The organism is Spongiimicrobium salis, assembly GCF_043678055.1.
GTDB lineage: Bacteria > Bacteroidota > Bacteroidia > Flavobacteriales > Flavobacteriaceae > Spongiimicrobium > Spongiimicrobium salis.
In genome coordinates, this window is sequence record NZ_JBHEQA010000004.1 from 237,349 (window position 1) to 263,986 (window position 26,638).

Below are 26,638 nucleotides of genomic sequence, written 5' to 3' on the forward strand. Positions count from 1 at the left end.
GGCCCAAATAGGGCTGAGCTACCAGAATACCTGCATTATTACTATCTTTGAAAATCAGAAACCAATAGTATATGACCACTCCCATTGAGGGCTTCTCCAAACTTTCCAAAGTTGAAAAAATTGACTGGATAAGCTCGCATTACACGGATAATTCTGAGGAAACAAAACGTATTCTTAAACGGTATTGGAATTCCGATACCGACCTTCAAAAATTACATGATGAGTTCATTGAGAATACCATAAGCAATTATTATCTGCCTTTAGGGATTGCCCCTAATTTCTTAATTAATGATCAGCTATATGCCATTCCCATGGCTATAGAAGAAAGTTCTGTGGTAGCCGCAGCAAGTAAAGCTGCTAAATTTTGGTTGTCCCGTGGAGGATTCAAAACGGAAGTACGTTCTACTGAAAAAATTGGGCAAGTCCATTTCATGTATTCCGGGAACTTTGGCAAATTGCAAGCATTTTTTGAAGAAATAAAGCCCATATTTAAAAAAGATGCCGCCGAAATCACGAAAAATATGGAAAAACGTGGTGGTGGTATTACGGATATTATCCTAAAGGATAAAACTGCAAGTTTAGCGCATTACTATCAACTTCACTGTACTTTTGAGACTTTGGACGCCATGGGCGCCAATTTCATCAATTCTTGTTTGGAACAATTTGCCAAAACACTCACACGGGAAGCTGCTGCTTACAACGCCTTTTCCCCTTCCGAAAAACAATTGGAAGTCGTGATGAGCATTCTTTCCAACTATGTGCCCCGTTGTTTGGTCAAGGCCAGTGTATCCTGCCCGGTAGAGGCACTACAGGAAGACGCCACAATTAGTCCTTTGGCGTTTGCCGAAAAGATGGTCCAAGCAGTGGCCATTGCCAAAGCTGAACCCTATAGAGCTGTCACACACAATAAAGGAATTATGAACGGCGTTGATGCCGTAGTCCTTGCCACCGGAAACGATTTTAGAGCTGTAGAAGCAGGAGTGCATGCTTTTGCGGCAAGGGAAGGGTCGTATTCCAGTTTAACACATGCTTCTATTAAGGACGGTATTTTTTCTTTTTGGATCGAGATTCCTTTGGCCTTGGGAACCGTTGGGGGGTTGACCACATTACATCCGCTCGTGAAATTGGCTTTGGAAATTTTACAAAATCCCTCCGCCAAGGAGTTAATGCAGATTGTAGCTGTTGCAGGTCTAGCACAAAATTTTGCCGCAATCCGTTCTTTGGTAACCACTGGGATTCAGCAGGGGCATATGAAAATGCACCTGCTCAACATCCTAAATCAAATGGGCGCTACCGAAAAAGAAAAAATCGTATTGACCGATCACTTTAAGAAAAATACAGTGACGCATAGTGCAGTAGTAGCTGCATTCAACAAACTAAGAGCCCAGTAATGACCTCAGAATTCTATAGCAATGGAAAATTACTACTCACAGGGGAATACCTTGTTTTAGATGGCGCCTTGAGCTTGGCCTTACCCACGCGTTATGGACAATCCATGCACATTGAGGCCATTGCCGCTCCCCAATTGAAATGGACCAGTATTGATCATCGTGGAGAAATATGGTATGAGGCTAATTTAGACGTACATCCCCGAGTAACATCAGGAACACAAAATGAAATTTCTCTTCGTTTGGAGCACATTTTACGGGGAGCACAACACTTAAATCCTAAATTCCTAAGAGGAGCTCAAGGCTATGCTGTAAAAATGCAATTGGATTTCCCAAGAGATTGGGGATTGGGTTCCTCTTCCACCTTGATCAATAATATTGCCCAATGGGCTGGAGTAGATGCCCATGAATTGCTTTGGAATACGTTTTCCGGAAGTGGCTACGATATTTCATGTGCCCAGCATAACTTTCCTATCTACTATCAATTGCAGGATAAGATTCCGCAGGTAACAGCGGTCGCTTTTAACCCTCCATTTAAAGATGAGCTCCATTTCATTCATTTGAACAAAAAGCAGAACAGTCGCGATGGTATTGCGCATTTCAAAAAGCGCGATTTTGACCTAAAACCTGTACTTAAACGCATTTCTGAAATCACCAGAGCCATGGCAACTTGTAGTGAGATGCGCATTTTTGAAAAACTGATCTTGGAGCACGAAACGCTTTTATCTTCTATTTTAGGAGTGCCCAGCGTAAAAGAAAATAGGTTTTATGACTACCCTGGGGCGATAAAGAGTCTTGGGGCCTGGGGAGGTGATTTTATATTGGCCACCGGGCATGCCACACAAATGGCATATTTTTCGGAAAAAGGATATGCTACCATTATTCCCTACGAACAGATGATTTTATGATAAAAAACAAAAAAGGCATCCTGATCGGGATGCCTTTTTTAAGTTATAACAAGTGCTATTCTTAGTAAAAAGTAGCTCTTTTATCTTCTATCTCTGCCGCATTTTTCAATGCATTGTATACCGCACCATTTACTCTGGCCGCACCAGATTTCTGTAAGGTATTGGCATAGGTACTATAATTATCTAATTTTGTGGCTTCCTCTTTTTTGGTCACCATGACCATAAAAATACCCGTTTGCCCTTCAATGAGTCCAGACGTTGCCCCTTCTTCCAAAGCAAATGCCGTTCCCACGACCAAAGGCTCGCTTCCCGCACCGGGAATAGTTGGTGCTTTAACCGTAAGGGCCGAAGCCGTAGATACGGTAACATTGTTATCTTTTGCAAGAGCATCCAAGGATTTCCCCTGGTTAGCCGCCAAAATCTGTTCCGCTTTCTTCTTCATTCTAATTTTAGGCAATGCCGTTAAAGAAGCATCTTCCACGTCCATCAATCCTTTTTTATAAGTTGCTGTTAATTGCACTACAGCATAGCCCTGGTTTACATTGAAACGCTTAATGTCACCAATCTTGGTATCTTCATTAAAAGCCCATTGTACGATGGGACGTTGTGCAGAAAGCCCGGGAAGGTTTTCGTCCATCTCTTTTATTTTGTTTACCGGCCTAACGAGGTACTCATTCTCTTTGGCCAATTCTGCAAAATTGTTCTTATTGTCCAAGGTTGCCATTTCAAATTTGGTGGCATCCGTGAACAAGGCACTGACGGTTTCAGAAGAAGGTGCAACCTCTCTAGCCATTGTGGCCAATTGCACCACATCTTGCTTATCATCCACTTTCACGATATGGAAACCAAAATCTGTTTCTACCAATCCAATATGTCCTACATCGTTTCCAAAAGCAAAGTCATTAAACTTTGGTGTCATGACACCTTCTTGAAAATATCCCAAATCACCTCCTCTGGGTGCTGAAGGGCCGTCTGAATTCTCTCTGGCCAAATCTGTAAATACAGCATCTGTTTTAAGCGCTTCGGCCAAAATCTCTTTGGCTTTGGTTTCTGCCTCCTCCTTGGTTCTTTTGATATCAGGATTGGCACGTTGTGCACCTTCATAGGCAATAAGAATATGACTGGCCTTTACAGAACCGTTAGCTTTTTTATTGACCATTTTAGTCACTTTATAAAAATTCCCATCGCGATAAGGGCCATATATATCTCCGATATTTAAGGCCAATAGGGTATCTGCCACGCTAGTGGGCAAATCCTTTTTTGCCTTATAAATACTATCGTAAGGGATATCAGAACTATTGCTATACATAAAATCCTCATAGTTCGTTGTAGTTCTTAATCCTACTCTCCCATTTTCATCTCCATCGATCAATTCAGAAATGGCTTTTTTGATGGCCGCTTCATCTTCTAAGGAGGCCGTTTCCTGAAAATATACAAATCGAATATCCCTGGCGTTCTCCTGCTCATATTCCTTTTCATTCTCCTTAATGTAGGCCGAAATCTCTTCTTTGCTCACGGTAATGGAACTGTCCGCAATCGAGGTGTAAGGAACCCGAACATACTTTACATTTACTTTGTCATTGGCCAATTTATAATCCAACTCCCCTTCTTTTAAAGTAGCTCCAACACTAGCCTTAATAAGATTGAAATACGTCTGTTCTTTGGCTCTTTGAATGATGGCCGCTTCATTTTCCAACCAGGATTGATACAAGGCGGGATTTTCGTTATCCTTTAATCCGCGGATATATCCTCTAAACTTATCATCATCAAAAACTCCGCTTTCATTTAAAAATTCGGGATTCTGTGCGTAACCAGGATTAGATTTAATAAAGTTGATGATTTGATCTTGCTCAATATTGATGCCCAAATCTTCAAATTGCTCTCCTAAAACAGCATCTCTGACTTCCTGTTCCCAAATGGAATTCACCAACTGCATGGAAGAAGTATTCCCTCCATAACGCGATGCACTTTCCATTTTTTGGCGGAACCCATCAATAGAAATTTCGTTTCCATTTACCTCCCCTACACTGGAACCAACTTTAACACCTCCGAGGTCGCTACTGAATACCCCTGAAATCACAAATGCAAACAATGCCATCCCTATGATCAGTATTAATACTGTGGTTCTCTTTCTTATATTTTCTAAAATTGCCATTTTAATAGAATGTTTAAATCAGTTGGCGAAATTACCAATTTCTTTGAAATAAATAAAGAAAATTCGGGGAACAAATCCCCTTTATTGGAGGTCTTTAGTCGTTTTCTAGCACTTTTAGCCGTACCAGATCAATTTTAGTACTGGATACCTCCAATATTGTGAATAGAAAGTTACCGATTTTTATTTCCGTGTCTTGCTCGGGAATCTCTCCTGTTTCGTTCACGATAAGCCCTCCAAGGGTCTCATACTCGTCACTATCGGGCAGTTCCAGTTTGTAATTTTCATTGAGGTAATCTACTTCCAAACGCGCTGAAAATTTAAAACTTTCCTCATCCAACTGTTCTTCATAAAGATCTGTGGAATCGTGTTCATCCTCAATTTCCCCAAAGAGCTCTTCCACAATATCTTCCACCGTCATAATACCCGAAGTTCCGCCATACTCATCAAGAACAATAGCAATACTCTTTCGTTTTTTGGTCAATACATTTAAAATCTCATGGATCAACATGGTTTCTGGCACAAACTCTACAGGCAACAGGATACTCTTAATGGTCTTTGGTCGTTTGAAGAGTTCATAGGAATGTACGTAGCCTATGATATTATCTATGGTTCCTTTATAGACTAATATCTTGGAATAACCTGTTTCCACAAAGGTTTTGCTCAGGTTCTTGGTGGTTTCATGGAGTTCTGTAGCAACAATTTCCGTTCTCGGCACCATAACCTCCCTCGCCTTTACTTCCGAAAATTCCAAAGCATTTTGAAAGATTTGAATTTCGGAATCAATTTCATCTTCTTCTTCCACCGTCTCCATCTGCTCCGTGATGTAGTCTCCCAGTTCTATTTTACTGAAAGCCAATTGCACTTGGTCTCCATCCGTTTTAAAAAAGAGTTTTAAAATAATATCGGATATCCAAATCACAAATTCAGATACAATGTAGAACAATAGGTAAAAAAAATAGGCAGGAATAGCCAGTATTTTCAATAAACTATTGGCATAGATTTGAAACAAGACTTTTGGAAAAAACTCTGCTGTAAACAAAATCACCAATGTTGAAATAATGGTTTGGGTCAAAAGGTTAAAATCTGTCCTTAGCAGTTCCCAAAAACTTCCCGGTGCCACTTCCCAACTCATCAACCAATTCATGAGAAGATCTCCCATAAAGAATCCATAGATGACCAAAGCAATATTATTGCCTATGAGCATACTGGCAATAAATTTAGAGGGTCTTTCGGTGAGTTTTGCCAGTACTATGGCCAGAAAACCTTCCTGTTTTTTCTCAATTTCTATGTGAATTTTGTTGGCGGAAATAAAAGCAATTTCCATTCCCGAAAAAAAAGCGGAAAGCAAAAGGGAGATTACAATAATGACAATGGAAGTCTCCAATAGGTTTAAGGCTTATCTTGATTTCGTTTTTCAAATTTTTGCCGATAGCGTCTTCTGAACAAAAACATTGCCGTGGAGATTATGGCAAAGAAGATAAACAAGTACGTTCCTTCCCTATTGGTGTTCCACTCGCTAAAGATTTTGTACAGTGACAATACAGCCACGATCAAATAAAGATATTCTGTATATTTTAAAATTTTAATCATCTTGTTTTTCTTCTTCTACTTTACCTTCCTCGATGGTAGCTATTCCTTCCGTTTTATGCGCCTTAAAAAAACTGAAATCCCTTTTTAGATTCATCCCTACTCCCTTCATATCAGTACCTTCTTCCGGGTCAATAAATCTAAACTTTTCTTCCGTAAAAATCCATTCGTTGGCACGATCCCAATAGACTTGTGATGTTTCCATCCTTTTCCCGTCGTGACTTTCCATGATTACATTTCCTTGTAAATCTATAACATTTGTTTCAGAATAAATAATGCCGTAATCTGCTTTAATGATACTTTTTTTCCCTTCCTCATTAAAGAAATCCAAAGTAAGTCCTTTGGGAAAAGTGCGATAGCGAAATGTTAAATTCTCAAAATCTTCGCTCCTAGGGCTTTCGAGAATGGCCACCACACGAGAATTCGCCTTTCCTTCCCGGCCAATAACTTCCCCGGTTTCCGTATATATTAACTTAAAATTTTCCGCAATGGCTTGAGGAAAACTCTTTTTTTGTGCTTCGGCCCCCACGCGTTCATAGCGGTCCTGACACGATAAAAAAAGCATTGCCATAGTAACTACTACGGCAATGCTTTTAAAATTATATGTTAAAAATGTGTACATCCTATAGGTTGGGCACTTTTACGCTACCACCTACCCAACAAGAGAAGGTTACACTTTTACCGGCCATTCCGGCATTAAAAATGTCTGTTTTAGAAGGCGCCTTTGCATTATAACTTGCAGCGGCCGCATTTGCTCTTCCACGTAAAGAAGGATCTACTCTTCCCGCTTTACGGGCCATTTCTGCCGCTTTCCAGTACAATGCTCTTTTTTCAAAAGTGGTGCTACCACAATCGTTGGCACTCCCTGGATACAGACTTGCGATCAACAAATAGGCTTTTCCCATAGAAGGATTAGATTCGATTGCCTTACGGGCATAACTTCTTGCCGTTGACTTACTACTTCTTCTATAGATAGACGCAATCTTATACTGAATATTGGCCTTCTTATCAGAATCTGTTTCCAACTCCGTTGCCTTTGTAAAATCGGCCAAAGCTCCTTTGGTATCCTTCGCTTTTTGTTTCAACAATCCAAGGTAAAAATAGGTGTCTGCTGTTGGTGCCAACGCATTTTGAGCTTCCACCAATTGTACGAACAAAGGATCATCGGTACATTCTTTGGCAAACATTCTTCCTACGGCTCTCTTTACCCAAACTACATCATTCTTTTTAGCTTCGAAACTCTTTTGGTATAATGGAATTAAATTTTCACAATTCGCCAAATCTCCCAATTTGGTATCTATACTTCCTGAGATCTTACCAAAAGATTCAGAGTTTGTACTATAAATTCTCAAACGTCTTTTCTCCTTGGCAGATAAGGTATTTGCTTCTTCCTTAGGCAATAACTTTGCAATCTGATCGGTGAGTTTTTTGTTCTCTACTTCAATTTTCTCCGTTACATCATCATAGGTATCAAAAACCAATTGCAATTCTTTTTCACCAGCCTTGTGCAAGTTCACCAAGCTAGAGAAATACAAATATAGCGCCTTAGGGTTTTTAAAATTTTCTTTGTCTTCCGTAAAAGCTCTATGCAATCCATCGTAGATCTGTATGTCGGAAAGCATCTTATTATCATACTTGAACAATACTTCCTTCGTTATCATCGCAGCCTTGTTAAAGCGCTTGGGGAAGTACTTCATACTATTTTGATATAGCTCATCCAAATCCGCAATAGCAGCATCTTTGTCTGCAGCAGAAGCCTTCTTTATTCTATCCTTAAGGATTTTTTCTCCTTGAGAGAAAGTTGCCCTATTCAACGATGGACAATTATCGTACACCATTTTCCAAGGCTCATAGGCCGCATCAAAGTTTTTCACTTTTGCATGTTCGTTGAAAATGGAGAGATTGGTCAGACATTCTGGATTCTGATCCTGAGCATTACTTACACTCATGGCTCCTAGTAAAGCAATTGCCATTAAGTAAAGATTCGTTTTCATATCATCAATTGTTTAAAAGCGGTTAATGTACTAATTTATTAATTTAATTTCCTCTTTTGGAACCAAAAACTATCGTTTAACGATATTCCCAAGTTCACATTAAAGTAACTTTCTTTGATTAGGTTGGCATCTGTTGTCCCCCTGTTTCCTACTTCAAAACCAAGGTTAATATTAGAGAAGCCTCTACCCAATGGTAAACCAACTCCAAAAGTTATGCCAAAATCATTTATTTCCGTGTCGTTAACAATCATTCCTGACTTGGAAACGCGAGCTCCGAGTCTGTAGGTCACTCTCTTGAAATACCCTGTAAAAGTACTATAATTAGGAATATAAAACCCTCCTATAGCAAAACTACTGGCATCGTCAAATCTGAAATTGGATACGGCTAAAAAATCATTCGAAAAATCGCTCAATTGCTGAAAGCTGTATTCCGCGCCCACAAACCATTTTCTCGTTTTTCCAATACCCAATCCCAAGGTTGTTGTGGTTGGGATTTTTAAATCCGTATTCCGTAATCCTGCAGCGGCAAGGTCAACTTCGACCACTTCGATCTCTGCACCTGCAATTTGTTCAAAAGAACCTATTTCCTGTGAATTCTCCGAAGTCAAATTTGCTTGGGTACTCACCACCACTGAACCATGAAAATTAAGGTTCTTTTTTAAGGGCAAAACATAATTTGCCCCAAAATCAAAGGCTAGTCCATTTACTCTGGACTCCCTCCTGTCCAATGTTCCAAATTGAACATTCTCCACGCTTTGTATCCTGTTGGCGCGCAAGGTTCCAAAATTAAAATTTGCCGTAGCTCCAAGACTCAAGTTTTTGGTCACTTGATATCCTAAGGAGGCATATACCCTATTCAATCCGCCATCTCCTGAAAACGCATTGGTCACCGTAGCATTATTCGCGTTGGCACTTTGTGAAACGATATTATATCCTACGGATGAAAAAGGGGCCACCCCCAGTCCCAATCCTAAATTTTTTCGCAATCGAAAACCCAGAGAAAGATACTCAAGGTTGGTAATACGTGTTCGTTCCGCTGCGGTTGCGCTTTCCAAATTAATTTCACTATGCGAAATTCCAGCAGAATAGGTGGTGAGCAATAATTTGCTATACGCAGCCGGGTTTTGCAGATTGATATGGATACTATCCGCAAAGACACTAATTCCTCCCATCATCCGATTTTCTACAGTCCCCGATGATCTCAGCTCCCCAATACCAAAAAAAGAGTAAGGCGACGCTGAACTATTTTGAGCGTATATGCCACTAGCTGCACAGCATAGTATTGCAATTACGATTTTTCTTATCATTTAGTGTTTGTTGTATTCCAGTAAATAATTTAAGCCTCTAAGGAGAAAATTAGAATTCGCAAATATGGTATTTTTTAATCGTTTTGACAAAAATTGAGCGTCACCGCCTGTTAAAATAACTGTTAAATCTATAAAACGTGCACTATATTGGTTGATTACACCATCAATTTCATTGCAAATCCCATTAATTACTCCGCTATGGATTCCGGTTTCGGTAGAGTTCCCGATAATATCAATGATGTCCTCAGGAGCAAGTTTGGGCAATTTAGAAGTTTGCCGGTGTAACGCCCTGTAACGCATATGAATACCTGGAGAAATGGCTCCCCCCAAATATTCTCCATAATCGTTCACCATATCATAGGTCACACAGGTTCCCGCATCCACAATTAGAGTATTCCCGTTTGGGTTATCATAGAAAGCGGCCGTAGCCAAGGCAATGCGATCTACCCCTAAAGTTTGGGGCGTAGCATAAGAATTTTTAAAAGGGACCAAGGAACTATGGTCCAATACGTGCACCTTACAGAATAAGGACACTATTTGAATATCTTTCTTTCCCAAATTCCCCACAGAAGAAACAATGGCATGTCCAATATTAGGAAATTCTTCAAAAATAAGTTTAAGTTGACCTGAAAAATCAGAAAGCGCAATTTTCACCTTGGACAAGAGGGTATCTTTGTCAAACACAGCGAGTTTCACCATGGTATTTCCGGCATCAATGATCAGATTCATAGGGCAAAGGTCTAAAAATGTAAAAAAACAAACACCTTTTTTTGCATTTTTGTTTGTATATCCTAAAATTGAAATTATATTTGCACCCGCTTACAGCGCTGGTACCTTAGCTCAGTTGGTAGAGCAACGGACTGAAAATCCGTGTGTCCCTGGTTCGATTCCTGGAGGTACCACATAAAAAACCCGAACAAGTTGTTCGGGTTTTTTTATGGTTGATGCCCAAGCATCCTTTGTAATAATGCTAAACCGTAGTTTTCCTTAGTTTATCGGCATGCATTTTCCGCAATTTTACCAATTTAGGAGTGATTACAGCGCTACAATAGCCTTGGCTTTGGTTGTTCCTATAATAATCTTGATGATAGTCCTCCGCCTCGTAAAAAACACCCAAAGGGCTAATTTCCGTGACAATGGGATTTTCGTAATAGGACGTCATTTCCTGAGCGACTTCTAAGGCTACCTCTTGCTGTATCTCATCATGGTAATAAATCACCGAACGATATTGGGTACCACGATCCGCGCCCTGACGATTTAAGGTAGTAGGATCATGGCTCGTCATAAATACGTTCAGAATATCCTTATATGAAATTAGGCTTTCATCAAAAGAAACCTGAATGACCTCAGCATGGCCCGTTAAACCAGAACAGACCTCCCTATACGTAGGTCTTCCCGGGGCATTTCCCCCAGTATATCCCGAAACGATTTTTTCCACGCCTTTTATTTCCTGAAAAACCGCTTCCACACACCAAAAACATCCACCCCCAAGAGTGGCCATTTGTATTTTTTTTTGATTCATATTTTTTTCCTTTCTATTTGAATTGATTCAGAATTTATACAGTAACGTAATCCGCTAGGTTCCGGACCATCTGGGAACACATGTCCCAAATGCGCATCGCAGGTATTGCACATGACCTCAACACGCACCATCCCGAAAGAGCTGTCCTTTTCATATTTGATGGCATTTTCCTTTATTGGGGCCGTAAAACTTGGCCACCCACTTCCCGAACCAAATTTGATCGAGGAATCAAACAAAGGACTATTGCAACAAATACAGTGATACTGGCCTTCATCATAAACACTACAGAGCGCTCCGCTATGAGCAGCTTCAGTACCCTTCTTTCTAGTAATCCGAAATTGCTCTGGTGTCAACAATTCCTTCCATTCCTTTTCGGTCTTCACAACTCGTTTGTCCGGATCTGGGTTTCCTTTTACCGAAAAATGTATGACATCTTTCCAAGTCATCATATAAAATCTCCTTTCTGTTTTAATTACATATCAAAAGTACAAAGGAAACCTAGGAAATACCATGTACATTCTACATGAGAAATTATACATTTTACACTTCTTAAACCGGAGCAAAGCTCCAATATGGGTTTTTACGACACCCTTATATCGACTAACACAAATTGCTCAGGCATTGATAATAATAAGGATACTGCTCACCACAACGCTTGCGATAAGCAAATTAAAACTAATTTTTGGTTTTTGCTGTGATAAAATAGCGCCATTATAAAACATACAGAGTATGGTTACTATAAACAATTGTACCATATTCAATGTGGTATTTCCATTGATCAATATATACATGGCGGCAACAGAACCCAAACAGCTCTGGCCTATGATGGCCAATGGGGCATAACTCATTATTCTTTTTTGATACTCTCCGAAATAACTTTGATAGATACTCATTTTTTTATTTATTTAAAATCTAAACCTTGCATTCATATTAGTGTTGCGGTCTATTTTTCCAGATCGCCAGATATTGATTCGTAGCCATTCTTCGGGAAGCATCTTTGGCCCGCTCAGCAAGCTCACCTACGTACAATTGATCTATGGTTTGAAACCACAATTGCAGCCATTTCCCAAAATGAAGTTGATTCATGGTATAGTTTAGATGTTCATCTACCTGTCTATGGGCCCGCATTGGGTTTCCCTTGAAGCAGGCCACTCCAAACAAGGCGGTAACCCAGAAATCGGTAAGTTTTTCCAGATGGGGAGGCCATTGTTCTTCAGATAAATGCTGATTAAAAATTGGACCCAACAATGCATCTTCCCGTATCGCTTGGTAAAAGGTGGAGACCAAGAGAAAGATATCTTCCCTAGTTTCTATCTGTTTCATTTTCTCTTATGATCAAGGGAGACCGTATCTTCAACATTTTGTTTGACTCTTTCCACAGCATCTTGATGTGAAATGGACAAACGGATGATACAATCTGCAATGCAACTTAAATCATGAGGGACATGGGCATCCAAGGCAATGAGGTCTCCTTTCTTCAATACCTGCTTCTTACCCGCTACACCAAAGTAAATTGCCCCTTCCACAAGTGCTACCACAATAGGAAATGGCGCCTTGTGTTCTTTCATTATTTGGCCACTCTTCATGAGAATACGAACCTCCTTGGAACTTGCTGTTTTTAGCAAGGTTTCCACTTGCGGTCTATTTTCATTGTATACCAAGTTCTTTGTAAATGAAACCATTTGTGTTGCTGTATTATTCATCTTTTTTAGTTTTAAACATTATTTATTTTTGGGGTGTCGGAGGCCCATCTTTCTCAGCAGCGCTATTCCAAAAATCAGTAAACTGCCCAACTTGGCCACTTCCATAAGTACATACCAAAGGTGAAGCCTGTTATTGGGTACCATCTCACCTTGAATTCTCATGCTGGCCCGTACATCCAGTTCGGGGAGTAACCAAAATGTTTGAAGCCCCAACAAGAGCAATGGAACCCATAAAAACAGTAGCGTACTTTTTCTTTGCCCCCTATTTTTATAAAATCCTAGGACAGTCCCTAAGAGGATTCCCAGGCCTATCTCTACCCTATTCAGTGCCTTAAAGACCAATTGTCCTATTCCCAATCCTAATTCCGTGCTTATGCCCGGAGCTTGAAACTTTAACCAAGCTTCCATAAAGCTAATGGCCGAGACAAAGCCTATCCAGAGAAAAACAAGAGCAATGCTACATTGATATCGGTATTTCATTTTAAAAAAGATTAAAAGACCTTTTTATCCGTTATAGTTTTAAATTTTTTATCTTTTTAAGATAATTACATCCGCATTCATATCCTCGACCACAGCCTTCAAGGTGGTACTTTCCAGCATAACCTTTAAATCATTTCTTATTTCTACAAACTTATAATGTAAGGGGCATGGCGAATTCGCATCGCACTGTTTCAAGCCTAAACCACATCCGGTGTAGATGGCATCTCCGTCTAGGACGCTTACCACCTCACTCAGTTTTGTCTGCATCTTCTCCGCTTCTATCACAAAACCGCCATATGGGCCCTTGATCGATTTAACGATCTTACTTCGCGTAAGTTGCTGCAATATCTTAGCCGTGAACGCTTGGGGAGAATTGATCTCTTCCGAGATAATACGCAAACTTACCTTATTGTCTTTAAGGCTTTGCCCAGCAATAAAAATCACCGCTCTTAAGCCATATTCACAGGATTTTGAAAACATTTTCCAATAGATTATAGGGCAAAATTATAGTATTATTTTATAACGGACAAATATATCCTTTATAAAATTGCAGTAAAACCTAAAAAGCAGATCATTTTTTATTTATCTTGAACTTTTATTTCTTTTTCATCATGCCTATATCAAGTCTAAAACAACTCTATGAGCGTAATCTCGACAAACTAAGTGCCGAAATTTCCAATTATGAAGATGAAAAAGATCTTTGGAAAATCGGTACAAACATTAACAATTCCGGAGGTAATCTCTGCCTGCATCTTATTGGCAATCTAAATACCTTTATAGGAGCTACATTGGGGAATTTTGAATACCAAAGACAACGCGAGCTGGAATTTTCACTTAAAGACGTCCCTAGAGCGGAGCTCTTGTCAAAAATAGAAGAAACCAAAAGGGTGGTTCTGGAAACTTTGGATCTATTAGCACCGGAAACCTTGCAAGAAGAATATCCGCTGCAGGTATTTTCCCAAAAAACATCCATAGCGTATATGCTGATTCACCTAACCACACATTTAACCTATCATTTAGGACAAATTAATTATCATAGAAGATTAATCACCTCATAAAAGCATTGTAATTTTGACTAGTATTGACGCCCATATAGCCCCTAAAGAACTCCAGGCCTATTTACATTCCAAAAACTGGTTGCATCCCAAAGAGATCATACAGCAGGTGGCCATAGCGGGGGAGGGCAATATGAATGTGGTATTGCGGATCATTACAGATCAGCGTTCCTTTATCTTAAAACAGTCCAGACCCTATGTGCAAAAATATCAGGATATAGAAGCCCCTTTAGATCGCATTCACGTAGAACAATTGTTTTATAAAACCATTGACAGTGAAGCTATGCGCCCCCATACTCCCTCGGTCCTTCATTACGACGCTCAAAACTATCTGTTGCAATTGCAGGATTTAGGGAAATGTGAAGACATGACCCTAGTGTATCAACAAAGAAGCGTTTCGGAACAACAACAAGCGCAATTGATTCGCATCATTCACTTGGTGCATACGGCCAGTGCCCCCCAGGATTTCCCGGAAAATATAATTTTGCGCAAGCTAAACCATCAACACATTTTTGTTTTGCCTTTTCAAGAGGATAATGGATTTGATCTGGATGCCATTCAAAACGGTCTTCAGGAGTTGTCCATGAAGTATAAACAAGATCATCAACTCAAGGCGCAGATCGCCGCAATTGGGGAACATTACTTATCCAAAGGAAATGTATTATTGCACGGGGATTATTATCCAGGAAGTTGGATGAGCGCGAACGATCATATTTTCGTAATTGATCCCGAGTTCAGTTTTGTTGGTTTTGCCGAATTTGATCTAGGCGTATTGGCCGGGCATCTGATATTGACCACTGGGGAAGATCGCATCCTGAACCTGATAGAAAATCAATATCCCCTTAGTGTTGATTCTAAATTGGTCCGACAAATGGCGGGGATTGAAATGATGCGCCGATTAATTGGTCTAGCGCAATTGCCCTTGGAACGCAGCATTTCTGAAAAAACAATCCTTTTACAGATGGCGCATAAAATGATTCTGTCATGAAATATCGTATTCTACCCCTTCTTTTCTTCCTTCTATTTTCTTGTCGCGATGCGTCGTCCCCAACAATTCCCACCCCTCAAAAAAGCAGCTATGCCGCTACACCACTGAAATTGGACAAGGCCACATATTATGATAAAGTATTGGGAGCTTTGGTAGGCTCTGCCATTGGCGATGCCATGGGGGCATCTACTGAAATGTGGAATCGTTACGATATCCAAAAACAATATGGCTACATACTAGGCTTAACCCCTACCATACGCGAGCGTTCTCCCGAAGGGCCCTGGGGGCATAATTTGGTGGCAGGCGCCACTACAGACGATACCCGTTGGAAATACCTAGCTACGAAATATGTAGTACAGCATAAAAACGATTTGAATGCGAAACATTTTGCGGATTTTATTGTGGACTATTATCAATCCTTACTTCCACAATTGGCGGATGATGATGCCCTTTCCAATCCCGATATGCTGGACCAACAACTTAAAAAAGTGGATTGGATCAAAGAATGGGTCAGGGTTGCCCTTGCCTATCAAAAAGGCCCCAAAGCCTATCAAGAGGCGCAAAATAGATTTTACGGAGGAGAAATGTCTTGTGCCGGCATGCTCTATACCCCTATGTTCGGTCTATGGGCGTCTGACCCTGAAAGGGCCTACAATATTGCCTATGAACATACTCTTTTTGACTTGGGCTATGCTCGGGATATTTCGGGAATTGTTGCTGCCATGTGCAATACGGCATTGAAAACAAAAGATATGGATACCATTCTTCAAGCGGCAATTTTTGTAGACCCCAAAGGATATCAGGACAGCAGGTTAATTTCAAGACTTTCCTACTCCATTGCCGATGCTGCCCAAAAAACGGTTATTGCCTCTAAAGAAATTAACATCAATGATTCTTTACTGGTGAACGATCCTTCCGCTATTATTGATGCCGATTATCTGTTGGACAGTATTCCTCCCAAAATACCTAAAGGATACCAAGGCACCTCTTTGCAGTGGGTACAGCAGGAATTTGTTTATCGTGTATTGGAAAAAAACCAAAAAGCCATTGCTTTTCATGCCGGGGAAATCTGGGAAATTTTATATTCGGCCTTAGTATTTGGCGAAGGGGATTTTAAAAAGACCATGCAGTTCATTGTCAACTACGGAAGAGATAATGATACCGTAGCTGCCGTAGCCGGTATGATTCTAGGCGCGAAAGATGGATATTCCAAACTTCCCACCACCTTAAAACAAGAAGTTCTTCTTGTAAATAAGGAGGTATTGGGAATTGACCTGGAAGCTTTAGCCAAAGAAATGACGGATGCGATCACGGAAGAGTAAAAACAACCAAAATACCTTTGGCATGTTGTCAAAGGCATTTGGGTTTGGACTACTCGTTATTTGATTTTTTATTGCATTTGTATTTCAGTTTGTTTGGCGCTCAACATTTCCATCATCTTATAGAGCAGTATTACTTCCAATAAGACTGCAGGCAGTAAAAATATTAAACCTATCCAACTAAGAATTACGGTTAGAAAAAAGAAGGAAGCAATAAGTTCAAAAACTGCTGCAACCGCTGCCAACGAACCAATAATAGGTTGGAGACGAAAAAGTGCTATCCCAAAGAAGATAGAGATCATTCCAAAAGCGATGGATGAAGCCCCCAAAATAAAATCTACGCTAAACTCGTCAATAAAAAGGGAAAGAATATCATAGACATAAAATAAGCCACTCACAAAAATTGTAATGAAGGCAGCAATCTTCAAAAAGTAATTTTTTACAATTTTTCCAGTCAAAATGAACCCTCTCATAAAGAGAATAAAAGTCCCTAATGTAATCAGTTCTATGCTAATATATCCCACTTTGCCCAGAATCAACTCCCCTTCAAAAAATCGCGACAAATACAATCCTGTTTCAAGAAAGCCCAGCAGAAAATAGATTAATCCACATATCCAGGCAATATTTAATTGTCTTATGAGAAAACCTGCTTCCTTATCATCATCTATAGTGAACAGGAATAATTTTTTAAATTCTTGACTGACTCGGGATTCTTCAAATTGCAATTGCCCTATATCATAATCCAAAGCATTCAAAATAGATTTTACCGTATAGCTTCGAGGAATGACTTCTCCAGCCTCTATACGTTGAATGGTCCTAACACTAATATTGCATTGGGCCACCAATTCCTCTTGGGTAAGTCCCTTTTGTTGTCTCAATGCCAAAATCTTTTGGCCCAATTCCGGTTGCTTCATGATTCTATTTTTTAATGGATACTACAATACTACGATTCAGGGGCTATCCTCCCAATTTTTAAGGCCGTATTTCGCCCGCCATTCACCCGTCACTTCCGTTTAACCCTAAATTTCCTTGAATTCGCAAGAATTTGTAATCCACAATTCGTAATTATGTTTTATCCCTTAACAACATATTGACCGGCTCTTTCCAACCGAAGTTTATCCCTAAAACTCTGTTATAATTTTATGGGCCCTTCTTTCTTTTTAACGCAAAAGCGTATCTTTGTCCGTCATGGTTACGAGCAAAAAACAAAGAATCTTTATCGTAGCGGAGGAATAACTCTTGATTCTGGTTTGACGTAAGTAATGTAAAAAAAAGTTGACCAATAAAGGACAACTTACATGATGTAAACCATAAATTCTTGAAAGAAAAAAAACAAAATTTACTGCTCATATTTACACGAAACCCTGAATTGGGGAAGTGCAAAACCAGATTGGCCGCTGTAACGGGCAATGAAATTGCTTTGGACATTTATGTCTTTTTGCTGGAACACACCAAGAAGATTACCAAAAACCTCAAAGCCTCCAAGCAAGTGTTTTATTCAGAATCCATTTGGGAAGATGATATTTGGGATAATACATTTTATGACAAAAAATTACAGCTAGGAGCAGATTTGGGAGAACGCATGGATAATGCGTTCAAAGCTGGATTTCAAGATCATTTTGAAAAAATAGTAGTGATCGGCAGTGATATGTACGATTTAACGGAAGCTGATATTGCGGATGCCTTTGATCAATTGAACGATCATGACTATGTCATTGGTCCGGCAGAAGATGGAGGCTATTATCTTTTAGGATGTACAACCTATACTCCGGAGCTCTTTAAAAACAAGGAATGGGGTACAGAAACCGTATTTCAGGATACTTATAATACTTTAGCAAACAAAAATACAAAGGTATTGGAGCCCAAGAATGATGTAGACACCTATCAGGATATTGCTCATATTGAAGCATTCCAACCTTTTCTTAAAACCGTAAAGCATGACGCATAAACAGCTGGAAGAATCCACGGCCTATTTAAAAAGTAAAGGGTTCGATGCTCCAGAAATAGGAATAGTCCTGGGCACTGGCTTGGGGCAATTGGCCGATGAGATAGAAAACCCAATAGCGGCCCACTATAACAATATTCCCTTTTTTCCATTGGCGACCGTGGAATTTCACACTGGAAAATTGATCTATGGTACTATTGAAGGCAAAAAAGTAGTGGTCATGCAAGGGCGTTTTCATCTTTATGAAGGCTATGATCTTCTAGATGTTACCTACCCCATTCGTGTAATGCATCAATTGGGCATTAAAAAACTCTTCATATCCAATGCTGCAGGAGCAATCAACTTGGAGTATACCAAAGGTGATATGATGTTGATCGAGGACCATATTAATTTACAGGGAGGATCTCCTTTGGCATTTAAGAATGTTGCCGATTTTGGAGATCGTTTTGTAGATATGAGCAATCCTTATGATAGTGAAATGCGGGCCAAAATTACGGCCATTGCCCAAAGGGAAGGGATTTCTCTCCAAACAGGAGTATACGCTTCCGTAGTGGGTCCACAATTGGAAACCAGGGCAGAATACCGCATGTTAAGAACCATGGGAGCTGATGCCGTTGGAATGAGTACTGTTCCGGAAGTAATAGTTGCCAATCATTTACGACTACCTATAGTAGCCGTATCTGTCTTAACAGATGAATGCGACCCGGACAACCTTAAACCCGTGGATATTGCAGAAATTATAGCGATAGCCGGTAGCACGGAACCGAAGATGATAAAACTCTTTAAAGAATTGTTGAAAGAACTGTAACTTCTTTTCAGCTTTCTTGAAAAGAACGAACCTTGATTATTGGATCTGGCTGTCCATCCAATAGTATTGAAATTCGTCTGGAATTAGAAGTGACAGCAAATGAATTGAGAATATAACTAAAGAAAAAATATGAGTTATTTAGAAGCAACTAACGATTTGTACAAAGATGCAGCCCTAACCCCCGATGTTGGCCTTTGTTGTACAACCAACCCTATTTGGCAGTTTCCGGGATTATCTATCCCTAAAATTATGCAGGAAATGAATTACGGTTGTGGAAGCACGGTTTCCGCACAGGATTTGGTCAATGACCCCAAGGTATTATACGTTGGTGTAGGAGGGGGAATGGAATTACTTCAGTTCTCTTATTTTTCACGTCAAAAAGGCGGTGTCACCGGAGTGGATGTTGTGGATGAAATGTTACAGGCTTCCCGAGAAAATTTTAAAATTGCCGAGCTTGAAAATGACTGGTTCAAAAGTGAGTATGTAAATTTGGTAAAAGGAGATGCCTTAAATCTTCCCATTGCAGATAATAGCATGGATATAGCAGCTCAAAATTGCCTTTTCAACATCTTCAAAGCGGAAGATTTAAAGAAAGCTATGGACGAGATGTATCGTGTATTAAAACCTCACGGGCGCCTGGTCATGAGCGACCCCACTTGTGAACAACCCATGAACGATGCCCTTAGAAATGATGATAGGTTACGTGCACTTTGTCTTAGTGGCAGTATTCCGATAAAAGACTATGTAAAGGCATTGACCGATGCAGGTTTCGGGACTATCGAAATCAGGGCCAGAAAATCGTACAGAGTACTTTCTCCCAATCACTATCCAACAGATGAACTGATTTATATAGAGTCTATTGAAGTAGCTGCAATCAAGGATCCCATGCCGGAAGATGGCCCTTGTGTATTTACCGGGAAAACCGCGATTTATTACGGGGATGAAGAATATTTTGATGATAATAACGGACATGTTCTAATGCAGAATCAGCCTTTGGCAGTTTGTGATAAGACTGCAGATGCTTTGGCCAAGGCAAACGATCAAATACATATTAGCGAGAGTACCTGGCATTATAACGGCGGTGGCTGTTGCTAAATACTATTGCCTATTTTGTGCATTTAAATTTGGGGATTTTTCCATTAGGAGAGGTTCCCAAATTTTATTTTAGATGGGTTTGTAAACACTTCATCGAATTTCCGTAAGAAAATTGCAATTAACACGTCAAAATAGAAGAAGTGATTGATTTATCTATGATTTTTTCAAAACAAAGAATTATGAACGTACTTATGTTACCCGTTGCAGTGGCCCTATTCTTTTCTTGTGGCAATAACAAGGCTGCCAAACAAACCTCTACGGTCACCGAAAACACCCCTGTTGCAGTAACTAGCACGGAAGGAGCGCAAGACTCCCAAATTGTGGCAACCCCTGAAGAAATTACTGCTCCTGCCCAAGAAATTGCCCTTAGTACGGAGAATGCTGTTCAAAAGGAACTCAAAACTTCTAAAAAAGAGGAAAAGAATGTAGTTCTTGAAGATGATCGTAAAGAAATTGCAATGGAAGCAACTATAGAACCAATTGCCGAAACTGTAGAAGAAGAAGTGCAAGAACTAGAGAAGGAAAAAGAAGCCGTGGAAGAGGTAATTATTGAAACCAAAGAAGTGCAGGCCACTGAAAGTCCCAAAGAAATAAAAGCTATAGATCACGGTCCGTGGAACAGTTTGTTGAAAAAATACGTGAATGATCAAGGTAATGTAGACTATAAAGGTTTTGCCCAGGATGCCGATGCCTTAAACGCCTATTTGACCACCTTAGCCCAAAATGTTCCTGAGGAAAGTGCTCCTAAAAATGAAAAATTAGCTTACTATATCAATCTATATAATGCCGCTACGGTAAAGTTGATTATTGATAATTATCCTACTACAAGCATTAAGCGCATTAAAAGCCCTTGGGGCAAAAAAATTGTTCCTATTGGCAACGAAAAAGTTTCTTTGGGAGATATAGAACATAAAATTTTGCGAAAAATGAACGAACCTCGGATTCATTTTGCTATCAACTGCGCTTCATTCTCTTGTCCAAAATTGGTCAACAAAGCTTTTACAGCTGCTCAAATGGAACAGCAATTGGAAGCAGCTTCGATAGACTTCGTAAATGACACCACTAGAAATATAATCACTGCGGATAAAGCGCAACTTTCCGAGATTTTTAAATGGTATAAAAAAGATTTCACGGAAAAGGGAACTTCGTTGAAAGATTATATCAACAAATACGCAAAAACCACGATTTCGCCTAAGGCCAAGGTATCTTACTTAAAATATGATTGGAGCTTGAATGAAGCAAAGTAGTCCCAAAACCATCAGCATTATTATTCCCGTACTGAATGAAGAGCATCATATTGGTTCGGTAATACGCCATATTAGAGAAAATAGCGAACCTACCAATATTCGGGAGATTTTAGTCATTGATGGCGGCAGTACGGATGATACGGTTGCTATATCGGAAAATTTGGGTGCTACTGTTATCCCAGCTCCTAAAGGCAGGGCAAAACAAATGAATATTGGAGCAAACTATGCCACGGGCGACATTCTGTATTTTTTGCACGTAGATACACTACCTCCCTACAAGTTTTGTAGTCGCATCTTAAAGGCTGTTGAAGAAGGAGCCACAGTAGGTTGTTTTCGCATGAAATTCGATAGCCAAAGTCGGTTTTTAAAATTCATGGCCTGGTGGACGCGTGTGAATCACAAAATGTGCCGTGGTGGAGACCAATCCTTATTTATTACCAAAGCCTTATTTAAAGAAAATAAGGGTTTTAATGAAGATTATATCATTTATGAGGATGGGGAATTCATAGGCCGCATCTATAAAGTAGCCAAGTTTAAAGTCCTCCCACAATATGTAGTGACTTCTTCCAGGAAGTATAAAGAGAATGGTAGATTCCGATTACAATATCATTTTTCGGTAATCCATGTCAAAAAAATATTGGGCGCAGGTCCAGATTCGCTTTATGACTACTATAAAAGACATGTTATTTCCTAATTTAGGGATTGACTTGGACTAAAAGGCCACTTACTTTCCGTATTTGGGCTTATTTTCTGTTTATTTCAGTTAAAATTGTTACCTTAATTCTATGAAAGTGGTACCCTATGCCTTTTACCAACATCCCAATATTGAAAAACTACTGGTTGATGGCAGTTCTTGCATTCTGTATAAAGAAACGTTTAGCGTCGACCTCAATAACGAGCGTTACCTATCTTCCCATGCTATAACTTTGATTCTTGAAGGTTCCTTGCTCATAGAACACGATATCCATCACACAACGATAAAAAAGAATGAGCTGGTATTTTTGCCCAAAGGAATGTATATGGTCACCGACATCATTCCGGAAAAGAAACCTTTTCAAGCCTTGGTTTTCTTTTTTGATGCCGATTTAATCGATGGTTTTTTGAAGAATTTTGAGCAACGCATTCCCGATACGAATTCATCCCTCCTCAAAATACCCTATGCCGTTCCCTTACGATTATATGTAGAAAGTCTCTTAAAACTATACCGGAATGCAGAAAACCATCAATTTACGCATACCAAATTGCTGGAATTCCTTCATTTGATCGCTATTTCTCCTCAGGGAAGCGCTTTTCTTAGTAAGCTTCAGACTTTAAAACAAAGAACACGTATCGACATCATACGTTTTATGTCCGATTACTTCCATAAGCCTTTGGATATTGAAGATTACGCCTACTTAACAGGCCGTAGCATCAGTACTTTCCGTCGCGACTTTAAATCCAAATTTCATATGCCTCCCAAAAAATGGCTTATTGAAAAACGATTGAATATGGCTGCAACACTCCTCAAAACAAAGAATGAATCCATTGGAACGATTGCTTTTGCCGTTGGATATGAAAGCACCTCCCATTTCATTAAAGCCTTTCGCAAAAAATTTGGCACTTCCCCCAAAAAATACCTTATGGATCATCGGAAAAAGATGGAAATTCAATCTTTTTGACCGAAAAAGACTATTCTTGACATTCTAGTATATTTCTCTTTTGTCTTAATTTTCATTTTTGCATAAAATAAGAAACATGAAAAATATTGGTTTTATCGGGATGGGAATCATGGGTGTACGCATGGCTTCCAATCTTCAAAAAGGGGGGCATAAGCTCATTGTACATAACAGAACAAAGGACAAGGCTACATCCTTATTGGAACAAGGTGCTTTATGGGCTAAAACCCCAAAAGCAGTGGCCTTGGAAAGTGACCTCATCATCACTATGCTTTCCACGCCCGAAGTAGTGCGTCAGCTGGCTTTGGGAAAAAATGGCTTTTTAACTGCGATGAAAAAAGGGGGGCTTTGGATCAATTGTAGTACAGTAAACCCTTCTTTTGCAGAAGAGATGGGACGTATAGCTGCAGAAAAAGGTATTCGTTACATGGATGCGCCAGTAGCAGGAACAAAAGCTCCTGCGGAAAAAGGGGAACTATTGTTCCTGGTTGGAGCTGCCAAAGAAGATCTTGATCATATACACCCCCTTTTGGACCTTATGGGGCAAAAAACGGTATACTTAGGAGCTATTGGCCAAGGGTCTAATATGAAAATGCTGATCAATAGTCTTCTTGCCCAATCTATGATGGCTTTTAGTGAGGCCATGGTACTGGGCCAGGGAATGGGCATTGCAGAAAACGTTTTGTTCGATGTTTTACTAAAGACACCTGTGGTGGCTCCATTTCTCCAATTGGTGCGGTCAAAAATGGAAGCTAATGATTTAGAGGCCAATTTCCCGTTACAATGGATGCACAAAGATCTGCATCTTGCAGCAACAACAGCTTATGAAAAAGGCATTGCAACCCCTTCTTTAAACAACACCAAAGAACTCTATGCCTTAGCCATGCAACAGGGGTATATAGAAACGGACTTCTCTGGGATTTATGCTTTTTTAAAATCTAAAAAATAAATGATACGATTCCTACTTCTCAAAATCTGTTAATACCCCTTCCGAAATCCATTTGGCCAGTGCCTGTCTATTATCTGGATCTAATATTCGGCGCTGGTCTTTTGGGTTTTTAATATTCCCAATTTCAATATAGACCATGGCAGGTAGTGTATTTTTTACGAGATAGAGTGAACTGCGATCCGAAAAAGTGCCGGAGTACTTCCTGTTGGGTTGATACTTCTTGTACTTCTTTTGAAAGGTAGTATGAATGCTTTCTGCCAAACGCTTTCCATTTTTACTCTTCTCGTGATGATAAAAGAACACATCAATATTTTGTCCTTTGCTCCTACTATCGATATGGGTAACAATAAGGCGTTGGTATTTTCCAATATTTTTCCGAAACAGTTTGTTCACCGCTACAACACGTTGTTTCAATCGTTTGGTGTGATTGAGTGGAATCTTCTCCGAGGGATAGGCTCGTTCATCACGATCAATTTCCAAAATGCGTTTATCGCGTATACCATCATTGGAATCCGTAATGATAATATAAACCTTGGCTCCGTGGGACAATAATTCCCTAGCTAAACGCAGGGTGATATCATAAGCATACTCATCTTCAGCAATAGTTTTTCCCTTATATTTTTCTACGGCACCGGGATCTGGTCCCCCATGTCCTGAGATAAGATAGTACACCGCACCTTCCAAACGCTCACTCTTTTCTGAAACTTTTTCATAGGCATCGCCAAAAATTGGATGAACCGAAGTTTTCACGGTCGGCGCATTTCCCTTTACGATTTTTTTGGGGGAATCGGTAGTTATCGTGGCATCGGAAATCTTTGCCGTAGCTACAGAAACGCTATCCAAAACCCCTCTGGGTATCTTGTAAGAACGTCCAACCACTAAGGTGGTGCTATCTTTGATCCAAGCTTTGTTCAATTGTATAAAATCCTTGTAAAATTTGGTAGGATCTATTCCTTGCTTTCTTAAGATAGAATAGATGCCATCCCCTTGTTCCGCAATCGCCGTACGAAGGGAATCTTGGGAAAAAGAAGAAAATACCACACTGAGAAACAGCAGGGTCATTACTTTTTGATATCTAGGGTTTGGGAATACTTTTTTCATACTTTCATAAATGCCTCTATATAGTAAACTCCAAAAAGGGTGCCTAAATTTTATTCAAGCCTCATAAAATTAATTATTTTTCAAATAAAATAGAAAAATCGACACTTTTTCTACCCTCAAAATGAAGTCTTTAGCCTAACGCTTGGAAACAAAACAGACATTCTTAAAAATATTGTCCAATACCAAAAACAACTCCTCGCTCCGAGTCCCTGGTAATACCATACCCATAGTCTATCCTAAAAATAGCGTTGAAGATACGTTTATGAATAAAGCGCAATCCCACTCCAGGATAGATCCTCAGGTTTTGATTATCGCCAAAGTCGCTAAAGTCTCCCCCAGGATTCCGCCAGGATCCCCCATCGATAAAAACATTACTCTGTAGAACAAACCAATCTTTATCGACCAAAGTGTGTCTGTATTCGGTATTTAAGACAATAGCGGCTGTTCCACGATCAATAGTATTTCCCACCCCTCGAATATTTAGGTTATTATCTACCGCAAAGGGAGCAAAGGGGCTATCGATATTGCTGGAAATACCTAGTCGTAGACGACTGGCCCAATTTCCTTTCTCTCCTACCCTAAGGTAGTAGGCAAAATCATTGAATCCGATGGCAAACTCTGGCAAACGCTCATCGGTACTCTGAACATACTGAAAATTTAAGTCGCTTTTAAAACCCGACAGGTACTGATAGAAGTATTTAATATTGTCATAATGGTACAGCACTTTGTAGAGATACTTGTCCACAACAAGAGCTAGGGGCACTTCGGGGCTTGTTATTCCGAATAAATACGAATAGTCTTCCGTAAAAAAACTTCCGCCAAAACTAATTTTATTCCGAACATTGAATTCATGCAATGCCAAGACTTCAAAGGAAGTATTATTGTATCTATAATCTGCCGTGCCATTATCAAAGAAAACAGGTTCTTGGGTCGTCAGGTTTTGATAATTTAGTTCTATTCCCCATTTCTTTCCAAACAGATAGGGCGCCCGTATTCCCGCTCCATAGGAATTGAATACATCGTACTGATAAAAACCACCCAAGGTGATATTTCTACCCAGAAAATTAAATTCTTGCAACCCTACCCTAAAAGCAAACTCATCGTTGGTAGAGCTATACACACTGGCAAAGGGAATTAGCGTAAAATTTTCCTCAATATTATAGAATACATTGTATTGGTTATTATCTGCTGGAAATACCTGAAAATAGGCATGGGCTACGGAAGGCAATCGCAACAACCTAGCTACATCTTCCTCCAAGGCTACAGAATCCAGGACACTTCCTGCTTTCACCTTCACCAACTTTTTCACAAAGGAAGGTTTGGTTCTTTTTACGCCTTGAATTTTAACATCGGATATTCTTCCTTCTTGGGCATAGGTACCCCCAAAGAAAAATAACAATGAAAAAATCAAGAAGATTACTCTAGTCATGAG

At 39.8% G+C, this 26,638-nt stretch carries 29 protein-coding genes and 1 tRNA gene; 13 read left to right on the plus strand and 17 right to left on the minus strand.

Annotated elements, in window-relative coordinates; genetic code table 11:
* The first annotated feature begins 71 nt into the window (after positions 1-71).
* Both ACEXOE_RS18270 and ACEXOE_RS18275 read left to right on the plus strand, forming a co-directional pair.
* Positions 72-1,391, plus strand: coding sequence for a hydroxymethylglutaryl-CoA reductase, degradative (locus ACEXOE_RS18270; protein WP_394750290.1), 1,320 nt, complete (start codon positions 72-74; stop codon positions 1,389-1,391).
* Positions 1,391-2,296: a GYDIA family GHMP kinase gene (locus ACEXOE_RS18275; protein ID WP_394750291.1), complete on the plus strand. Its 906-nt coding sequence runs from the start codon at positions 1,391-1,393 to the stop codon at positions 2,294-2,296. The genes ACEXOE_RS18270 and ACEXOE_RS18275 overlap by 1 nt, the downstream gene beginning before the upstream one ends.
* Before the next feature lie 61 nt (positions 2,297-2,357).
* Here the strand turns inward: ACEXOE_RS18275 and ACEXOE_RS18280 are convergent, their stop codons facing one another.
* From ACEXOE_RS18280 to ACEXOE_RS18310, 7 genes are all read right to left on the minus strand, one after another.
* Positions 2,358-4,451, minus strand: coding sequence for a peptidylprolyl isomerase (locus ACEXOE_RS18280; protein ID WP_394750292.1), 2,094 nt, complete (start codon positions 4,449-4,451; stop codon positions 2,358-2,360).
* A 94-nt stretch (positions 4,452-4,545) separates the two neighbouring features.
* On the minus strand, positions 4,546-5,835 hold the full coding sequence (locus ACEXOE_RS18285) for a hemolysin family protein (RefSeq protein ID WP_394750293.1): 1,290 nt from the start codon (positions 5,833-5,835) through the stop codon (positions 4,546-4,548).
* 5 nt (positions 5,836-5,840) lie between these two features.
* Entirely contained in the window at positions 5,841-6,041 is a 201-nt protein-coding gene (locus ACEXOE_RS18290; RefSeq protein WP_394750294.1) for a hypothetical protein, read from the minus strand.
* Positions 6,034-6,660: an LPS export ABC transporter periplasmic protein LptC gene (gene lptC, locus ACEXOE_RS18295; protein WP_394750295.1), complete on the minus strand. Its 627-nt coding sequence runs from the start codon at positions 6,658-6,660 to the stop codon at positions 6,034-6,036. The genes ACEXOE_RS18290 and lptC overlap by 8 nt, the downstream gene beginning before the upstream one ends.
* A gap of 1 nt (position 6,661) precedes the next feature.
* Positions 6,662-8,032: a tetratricopeptide repeat protein gene (locus ACEXOE_RS18300; RefSeq protein ID WP_394750296.1), complete on the minus strand. Its 1,371-nt coding sequence runs from the start codon at positions 8,030-8,032 to the stop codon at positions 6,662-6,664.
* A gap of 38 nt (positions 8,033-8,070) precedes the next feature.
* Positions 8,071-9,339 (minus strand): hypothetical protein, encoded by a 1,269-nt coding sequence (locus ACEXOE_RS18305; RefSeq protein WP_394750297.1) that lies wholly within the window; start codon positions 9,337-9,339, stop codon positions 8,071-8,073.
* On the minus strand, positions 9,340-10,068 hold the full coding sequence (locus ACEXOE_RS18310; protein ID WP_394750298.1) for a type III pantothenate kinase: 729 nt from the start codon (positions 10,066-10,068) through the stop codon (positions 9,340-9,342). It abuts the gene before it with no gap.
* 100 nt (positions 10,069-10,168) lie between these two features.
* On the opposite strand from ACEXOE_RS18310, the gene ACEXOE_RS18315 reads away from it, so the two are divergent.
* Positions 10,169-10,241: transfer RNA gene (locus ACEXOE_RS18315), tRNA-Phe, on the plus strand.
* Positions 10,242-10,309: 68 nt separating this feature from the next.
* On the opposite strand, the gene msrA is transcribed toward ACEXOE_RS18315, so the two are convergent.
* From msrA to ACEXOE_RS18350, 7 genes are all read right to left on the minus strand, one after another.
* On the minus strand, positions 10,310-10,861 hold the full coding sequence (gene msrA / locus ACEXOE_RS18320; protein WP_394750299.1) for a peptide-methionine (S)-S-oxide reductase MsrA: 552 nt from the start codon (positions 10,859-10,861) through the stop codon (positions 10,310-10,312).
* Entirely contained in the window at positions 10,858-11,310 is a 453-nt protein-coding gene (gene msrB, locus ACEXOE_RS18325) for a peptide-methionine (R)-S-oxide reductase MsrB (protein WP_394750300.1), read from the minus strand. Before msrB ends, msrA begins: the two co-directional genes overlap by 4 nt.
* Positions 11,311-11,475: 165 nt before the next feature.
* Positions 11,476-11,754 (minus strand): hypothetical protein, encoded by a 279-nt coding sequence (locus ACEXOE_RS18330; protein ID WP_394750301.1) that lies wholly within the window; start codon positions 11,752-11,754, stop codon positions 11,476-11,478.
* A 37-nt stretch (positions 11,755-11,791) separates the two neighbouring features.
* Complete coding sequence (locus ACEXOE_RS18335) at positions 11,792-12,184, minus strand: group III truncated hemoglobin (protein ID WP_394750302.1); 393 nt, start codon at positions 12,182-12,184, stop codon at positions 11,792-11,794.
* Entirely contained in the window at positions 12,181-12,564 is a 384-nt protein-coding gene (locus tag ACEXOE_RS18340; RefSeq protein WP_394750303.1) for a cupin domain-containing protein, read from the minus strand. Before ACEXOE_RS18340 ends, ACEXOE_RS18335 begins: the two co-directional genes overlap by 4 nt.
* An 18-nt stretch (positions 12,565-12,582) precedes the next feature.
* Positions 12,583-13,044 (minus strand): hypothetical protein, encoded by a 462-nt coding sequence (locus ACEXOE_RS18345; protein WP_394750304.1) that lies wholly within the window; start codon positions 13,042-13,044, stop codon positions 12,583-12,585.
* 48 nt (positions 13,045-13,092) lie between these two features.
* Complete coding sequence (locus ACEXOE_RS18350; RefSeq protein WP_394750305.1) at positions 13,093-13,524, minus strand: RrF2 family transcriptional regulator; 432 nt, start codon at positions 13,522-13,524, stop codon at positions 13,093-13,095.
* A gap of 131 nt (positions 13,525-13,655) precedes the next feature.
* Between ACEXOE_RS18350 and ACEXOE_RS18355 the strand changes: the two genes are divergently transcribed.
* Genes ACEXOE_RS18355 through ACEXOE_RS18365 form a run of 3 tightly spaced genes read left to right on the plus strand, consistent with a single transcriptional unit; the run spans position 13,656 to position 16,409 of the window.
* Complete coding sequence (locus tag ACEXOE_RS18355) at positions 13,656-14,102, plus strand: DUF1572 family protein (RefSeq protein WP_394750306.1); 447 nt, start codon at positions 13,656-13,658, stop codon at positions 14,100-14,102.
* Between the two features lie 13 nt (positions 14,103-14,115).
* Entirely contained in the window at positions 14,116-15,087 is a 972-nt protein-coding gene (locus ACEXOE_RS18360) for a phosphotransferase (protein WP_394750307.1), read from the plus strand.
* Positions 15,084-16,409, plus strand: coding sequence for an ADP-ribosylglycohydrolase family protein (locus ACEXOE_RS18365; RefSeq protein ID WP_394750308.1), 1,326 nt, complete (start codon positions 15,084-15,086; stop codon positions 16,407-16,409). Before ACEXOE_RS18360 ends, ACEXOE_RS18365 begins: the two co-directional genes overlap by 4 nt.
* Positions 16,410-16,477: 68 nt before the next feature.
* Here the strand turns inward: ACEXOE_RS18365 and ACEXOE_RS18370 are convergent, their stop codons facing one another.
* Positions 16,478-17,320, minus strand: coding sequence for a helix-turn-helix domain-containing protein (locus ACEXOE_RS18370; protein ID WP_394750309.1), 843 nt, complete (start codon positions 17,318-17,320; stop codon positions 16,478-16,480).
* 404 nt (positions 17,321-17,724) lie between these two features.
* Here ACEXOE_RS18370 and ACEXOE_RS18375 point away from each other — a divergent pair, with 404 nt between their 5' ends.
* The 7 genes from ACEXOE_RS18375 to ACEXOE_RS18405 all read left to right on the plus strand — a co-directional run bounded on the left by ACEXOE_RS18375 (position 17,725) and on the right by ACEXOE_RS18405 (position 24,105).
* A complete protein-coding gene (locus tag ACEXOE_RS18375; RefSeq protein WP_394750310.1) occupies positions 17,725-18,354 on the plus strand; it encodes a TIGR04282 family arsenosugar biosynthesis glycosyltransferase in 630 nt (209 codons plus the stop codon).
* A complete protein-coding gene (locus ACEXOE_RS18380) occupies positions 18,344-19,159 on the plus strand; it encodes a purine-nucleoside phosphorylase (RefSeq protein ID WP_394750311.1) in 816 nt (271 codons plus the stop codon). Before ACEXOE_RS18375 ends, ACEXOE_RS18380 begins: the two co-directional genes overlap by 11 nt.
* Before the next feature lie 129 nt (positions 19,160-19,288).
* Positions 19,289-20,254 (plus strand): arsenosugar biosynthesis arsenite methyltransferase ArsM, encoded by a 966-nt coding sequence (gene arsM / locus ACEXOE_RS18385; protein WP_394750312.1) that lies wholly within the window; start codon positions 19,289-19,291, stop codon positions 20,252-20,254.
* 179 nt (positions 20,255-20,433) lie between these two features.
* A complete protein-coding gene (locus ACEXOE_RS18390) occupies positions 20,434-21,501 on the plus strand; it encodes a DUF547 domain-containing protein (RefSeq protein ID WP_394750313.1) in 1,068 nt (355 codons plus the stop codon).
* On the plus strand, positions 21,488-22,195 hold the full coding sequence (locus ACEXOE_RS18395) for a TIGR04283 family arsenosugar biosynthesis glycosyltransferase (RefSeq protein WP_394750314.1): 708 nt from the start codon (positions 21,488-21,490) through the stop codon (positions 22,193-22,195). Before ACEXOE_RS18390 ends, ACEXOE_RS18395 begins: the two co-directional genes overlap by 14 nt.
* A 91-nt stretch (positions 22,196-22,286) precedes the next feature.
* A complete protein-coding gene (locus ACEXOE_RS18400; RefSeq protein WP_394750315.1) occupies positions 22,287-23,159 on the plus strand; it encodes a helix-turn-helix transcriptional regulator in 873 nt (290 codons plus the stop codon).
* A gap of 76 nt (positions 23,160-23,235) precedes the next feature.
* Entirely contained in the window at positions 23,236-24,105 is an 870-nt protein-coding gene (locus tag ACEXOE_RS18405; RefSeq protein WP_394750316.1) for an NAD(P)-dependent oxidoreductase, read from the plus strand.
* Between the two features lie 12 nt (positions 24,106-24,117).
* On the opposite strand, the gene ACEXOE_RS18410 is transcribed toward ACEXOE_RS18405, so the two are convergent.
* Positions 24,118-25,206 (minus strand): N-acetylmuramoyl-L-alanine amidase family protein, encoded by a 1,089-nt coding sequence (locus ACEXOE_RS18410; RefSeq protein WP_394750317.1) that lies wholly within the window; start codon positions 25,204-25,206, stop codon positions 24,118-24,120.
* Positions 25,207-25,369: 163 nt separating this feature from the next.
* On the minus strand, positions 25,370-26,635 hold the full coding sequence (locus ACEXOE_RS18415; protein ID WP_394750318.1) for a POTRA domain-containing protein: 1,266 nt from the start codon (positions 26,633-26,635) through the stop codon (positions 25,370-25,372).
* Positions 26,636-26,638: the final 3 nt, after the last annotated feature.

Bases quoted from the DNA above. Each gene is read 5' to 3' on its own strand.
- ACEXOE_RS18410 (WP_394750317.1), bottom strand. From the start codon at position 25,206: ATGAAAAAAGTATTCCCAAACCCTAGATATCAAAAAGTAATGACCCTG.
- ACEXOE_RS18365 (WP_394750308.1), top strand. From the start codon at position 15,084: ATGAAATATCGTATTCTACCCCTTCTTTTCTTCCTTCTATTTTCTTGT.
- ACEXOE_RS18330 (WP_394750301.1), bottom strand. From the start codon at position 11,754: ATGAGTATCTATCAAAGTTATTTCGGAGAGTATCAAAAAAGAATAATG.
- ACEXOE_RS18405 (WP_394750316.1), top strand. From the start codon at position 23,236: ATGAAAAATATTGGTTTTATCGGGATGGGAATCATGGGTGTACGCATG.
- ACEXOE_RS18345 (WP_394750304.1), bottom strand. From the start codon at position 13,044: ATGAAATACCGATATCAATGTAGCATTGCTCTTGTTTTTCTCTGGATA.
- msrA (WP_394750299.1), bottom strand. From the start codon at position 10,861: ATGAATCAAAAAAAAATACAAATGGCCACTCTTGGGGGTGGATGTTTT.
- ACEXOE_RS18335 (WP_394750302.1), bottom strand. From the start codon at position 12,184: ATGAAACAGATAGAAACTAGGGAAGATATCTTTCTCTTGGTCTCCACC.
- ACEXOE_RS18350 (WP_394750305.1), bottom strand. From the start codon at position 13,524: ATGTTTTCAAAATCCTGTGAATATGGCTTAAGAGCGGTGATTTTTATT.
- ACEXOE_RS18390 (WP_394750313.1), top strand. From the start codon at position 20,434: ATGAACGTACTTATGTTACCCGTTGCAGTGGCCCTATTCTTTTCTTGT.
- ACEXOE_RS18380 (WP_394750311.1), top strand. From the start codon at position 18,344: ATGACGCATAAACAGCTGGAAGAATCCACGGCCTATTTAAAAAGTAAA.
- arsM (WP_394750312.1), top strand. From the start codon at position 19,289: ATGAGTTATTTAGAAGCAACTAACGATTTGTACAAAGATGCAGCCCTA.
- msrB (WP_394750300.1), bottom strand. From the start codon at position 11,310: ATGATGACTTGGAAAGATGTCATACATTTTTCGGTAAAAGGAAACCCA.
- ACEXOE_RS18280 (WP_394750292.1), bottom strand. From the start codon at position 4,451: ATGGCAATTTTAGAAAATATAAGAAAGAGAACCACAGTATTAATACTG.
- ACEXOE_RS18355 (WP_394750306.1), top strand. From the start codon at position 13,656: ATGCCTATATCAAGTCTAAAACAACTCTATGAGCGTAATCTCGACAAA.
- ACEXOE_RS18270 (WP_394750290.1), top strand. From the start codon at position 72: ATGACCACTCCCATTGAGGGCTTCTCCAAACTTTCCAAAGTTGAAAAA.
- ACEXOE_RS18395 (WP_394750314.1), top strand. From the start codon at position 21,488: ATGAAGCAAAGTAGTCCCAAAACCATCAGCATTATTATTCCCGTACTG.
- ACEXOE_RS18290 (WP_394750294.1), bottom strand. From the start codon at position 6,041: ATGATTAAAATTTTAAAATATACAGAATATCTTTATTTGATCGTGGCT.
- ACEXOE_RS18415 (WP_394750318.1), bottom strand. From the start codon at position 26,635: ATGACTAGAGTAATCTTCTTGATTTTTTCATTGTTATTTTTCTTTGGG.
- ACEXOE_RS18310 (WP_394750298.1), bottom strand. From the start codon at position 10,068: ATGAATCTGATCATTGATGCCGGAAATACCATGGTGAAACTCGCTGTG.
- ACEXOE_RS18340 (WP_394750303.1), bottom strand. From the start codon at position 12,564: ATGAATAATACAGCAACACAAATGGTTTCATTTACAAAGAACTTGGTA.
- ACEXOE_RS18400 (WP_394750315.1), top strand. From the start codon at position 22,287: ATGAAAGTGGTACCCTATGCCTTTTACCAACATCCCAATATTGAAAAA.
- ACEXOE_RS18300 (WP_394750296.1), bottom strand. From the start codon at position 8,032: ATGAAAACGAATCTTTACTTAATGGCAATTGCTTTACTAGGAGCCATG.
- ACEXOE_RS18305 (WP_394750297.1), bottom strand. From the start codon at position 9,339: ATGATAAGAAAAATCGTAATTGCAATACTATGCTGTGCAGCTAGTGGC.
- ACEXOE_RS18275 (WP_394750291.1), top strand. From the start codon at position 1,391: ATGACCTCAGAATTCTATAGCAATGGAAAATTACTACTCACAGGGGAA.
- ACEXOE_RS18370 (WP_394750309.1), bottom strand. From the start codon at position 17,320: ATGAAGCAACCGGAATTGGGCCAAAAGATTTTGGCATTGAGACAACAA.
- lptC (WP_394750295.1), bottom strand. From the start codon at position 6,660: ATGTACACATTTTTAACATATAATTTTAAAAGCATTGCCGTAGTAGTT.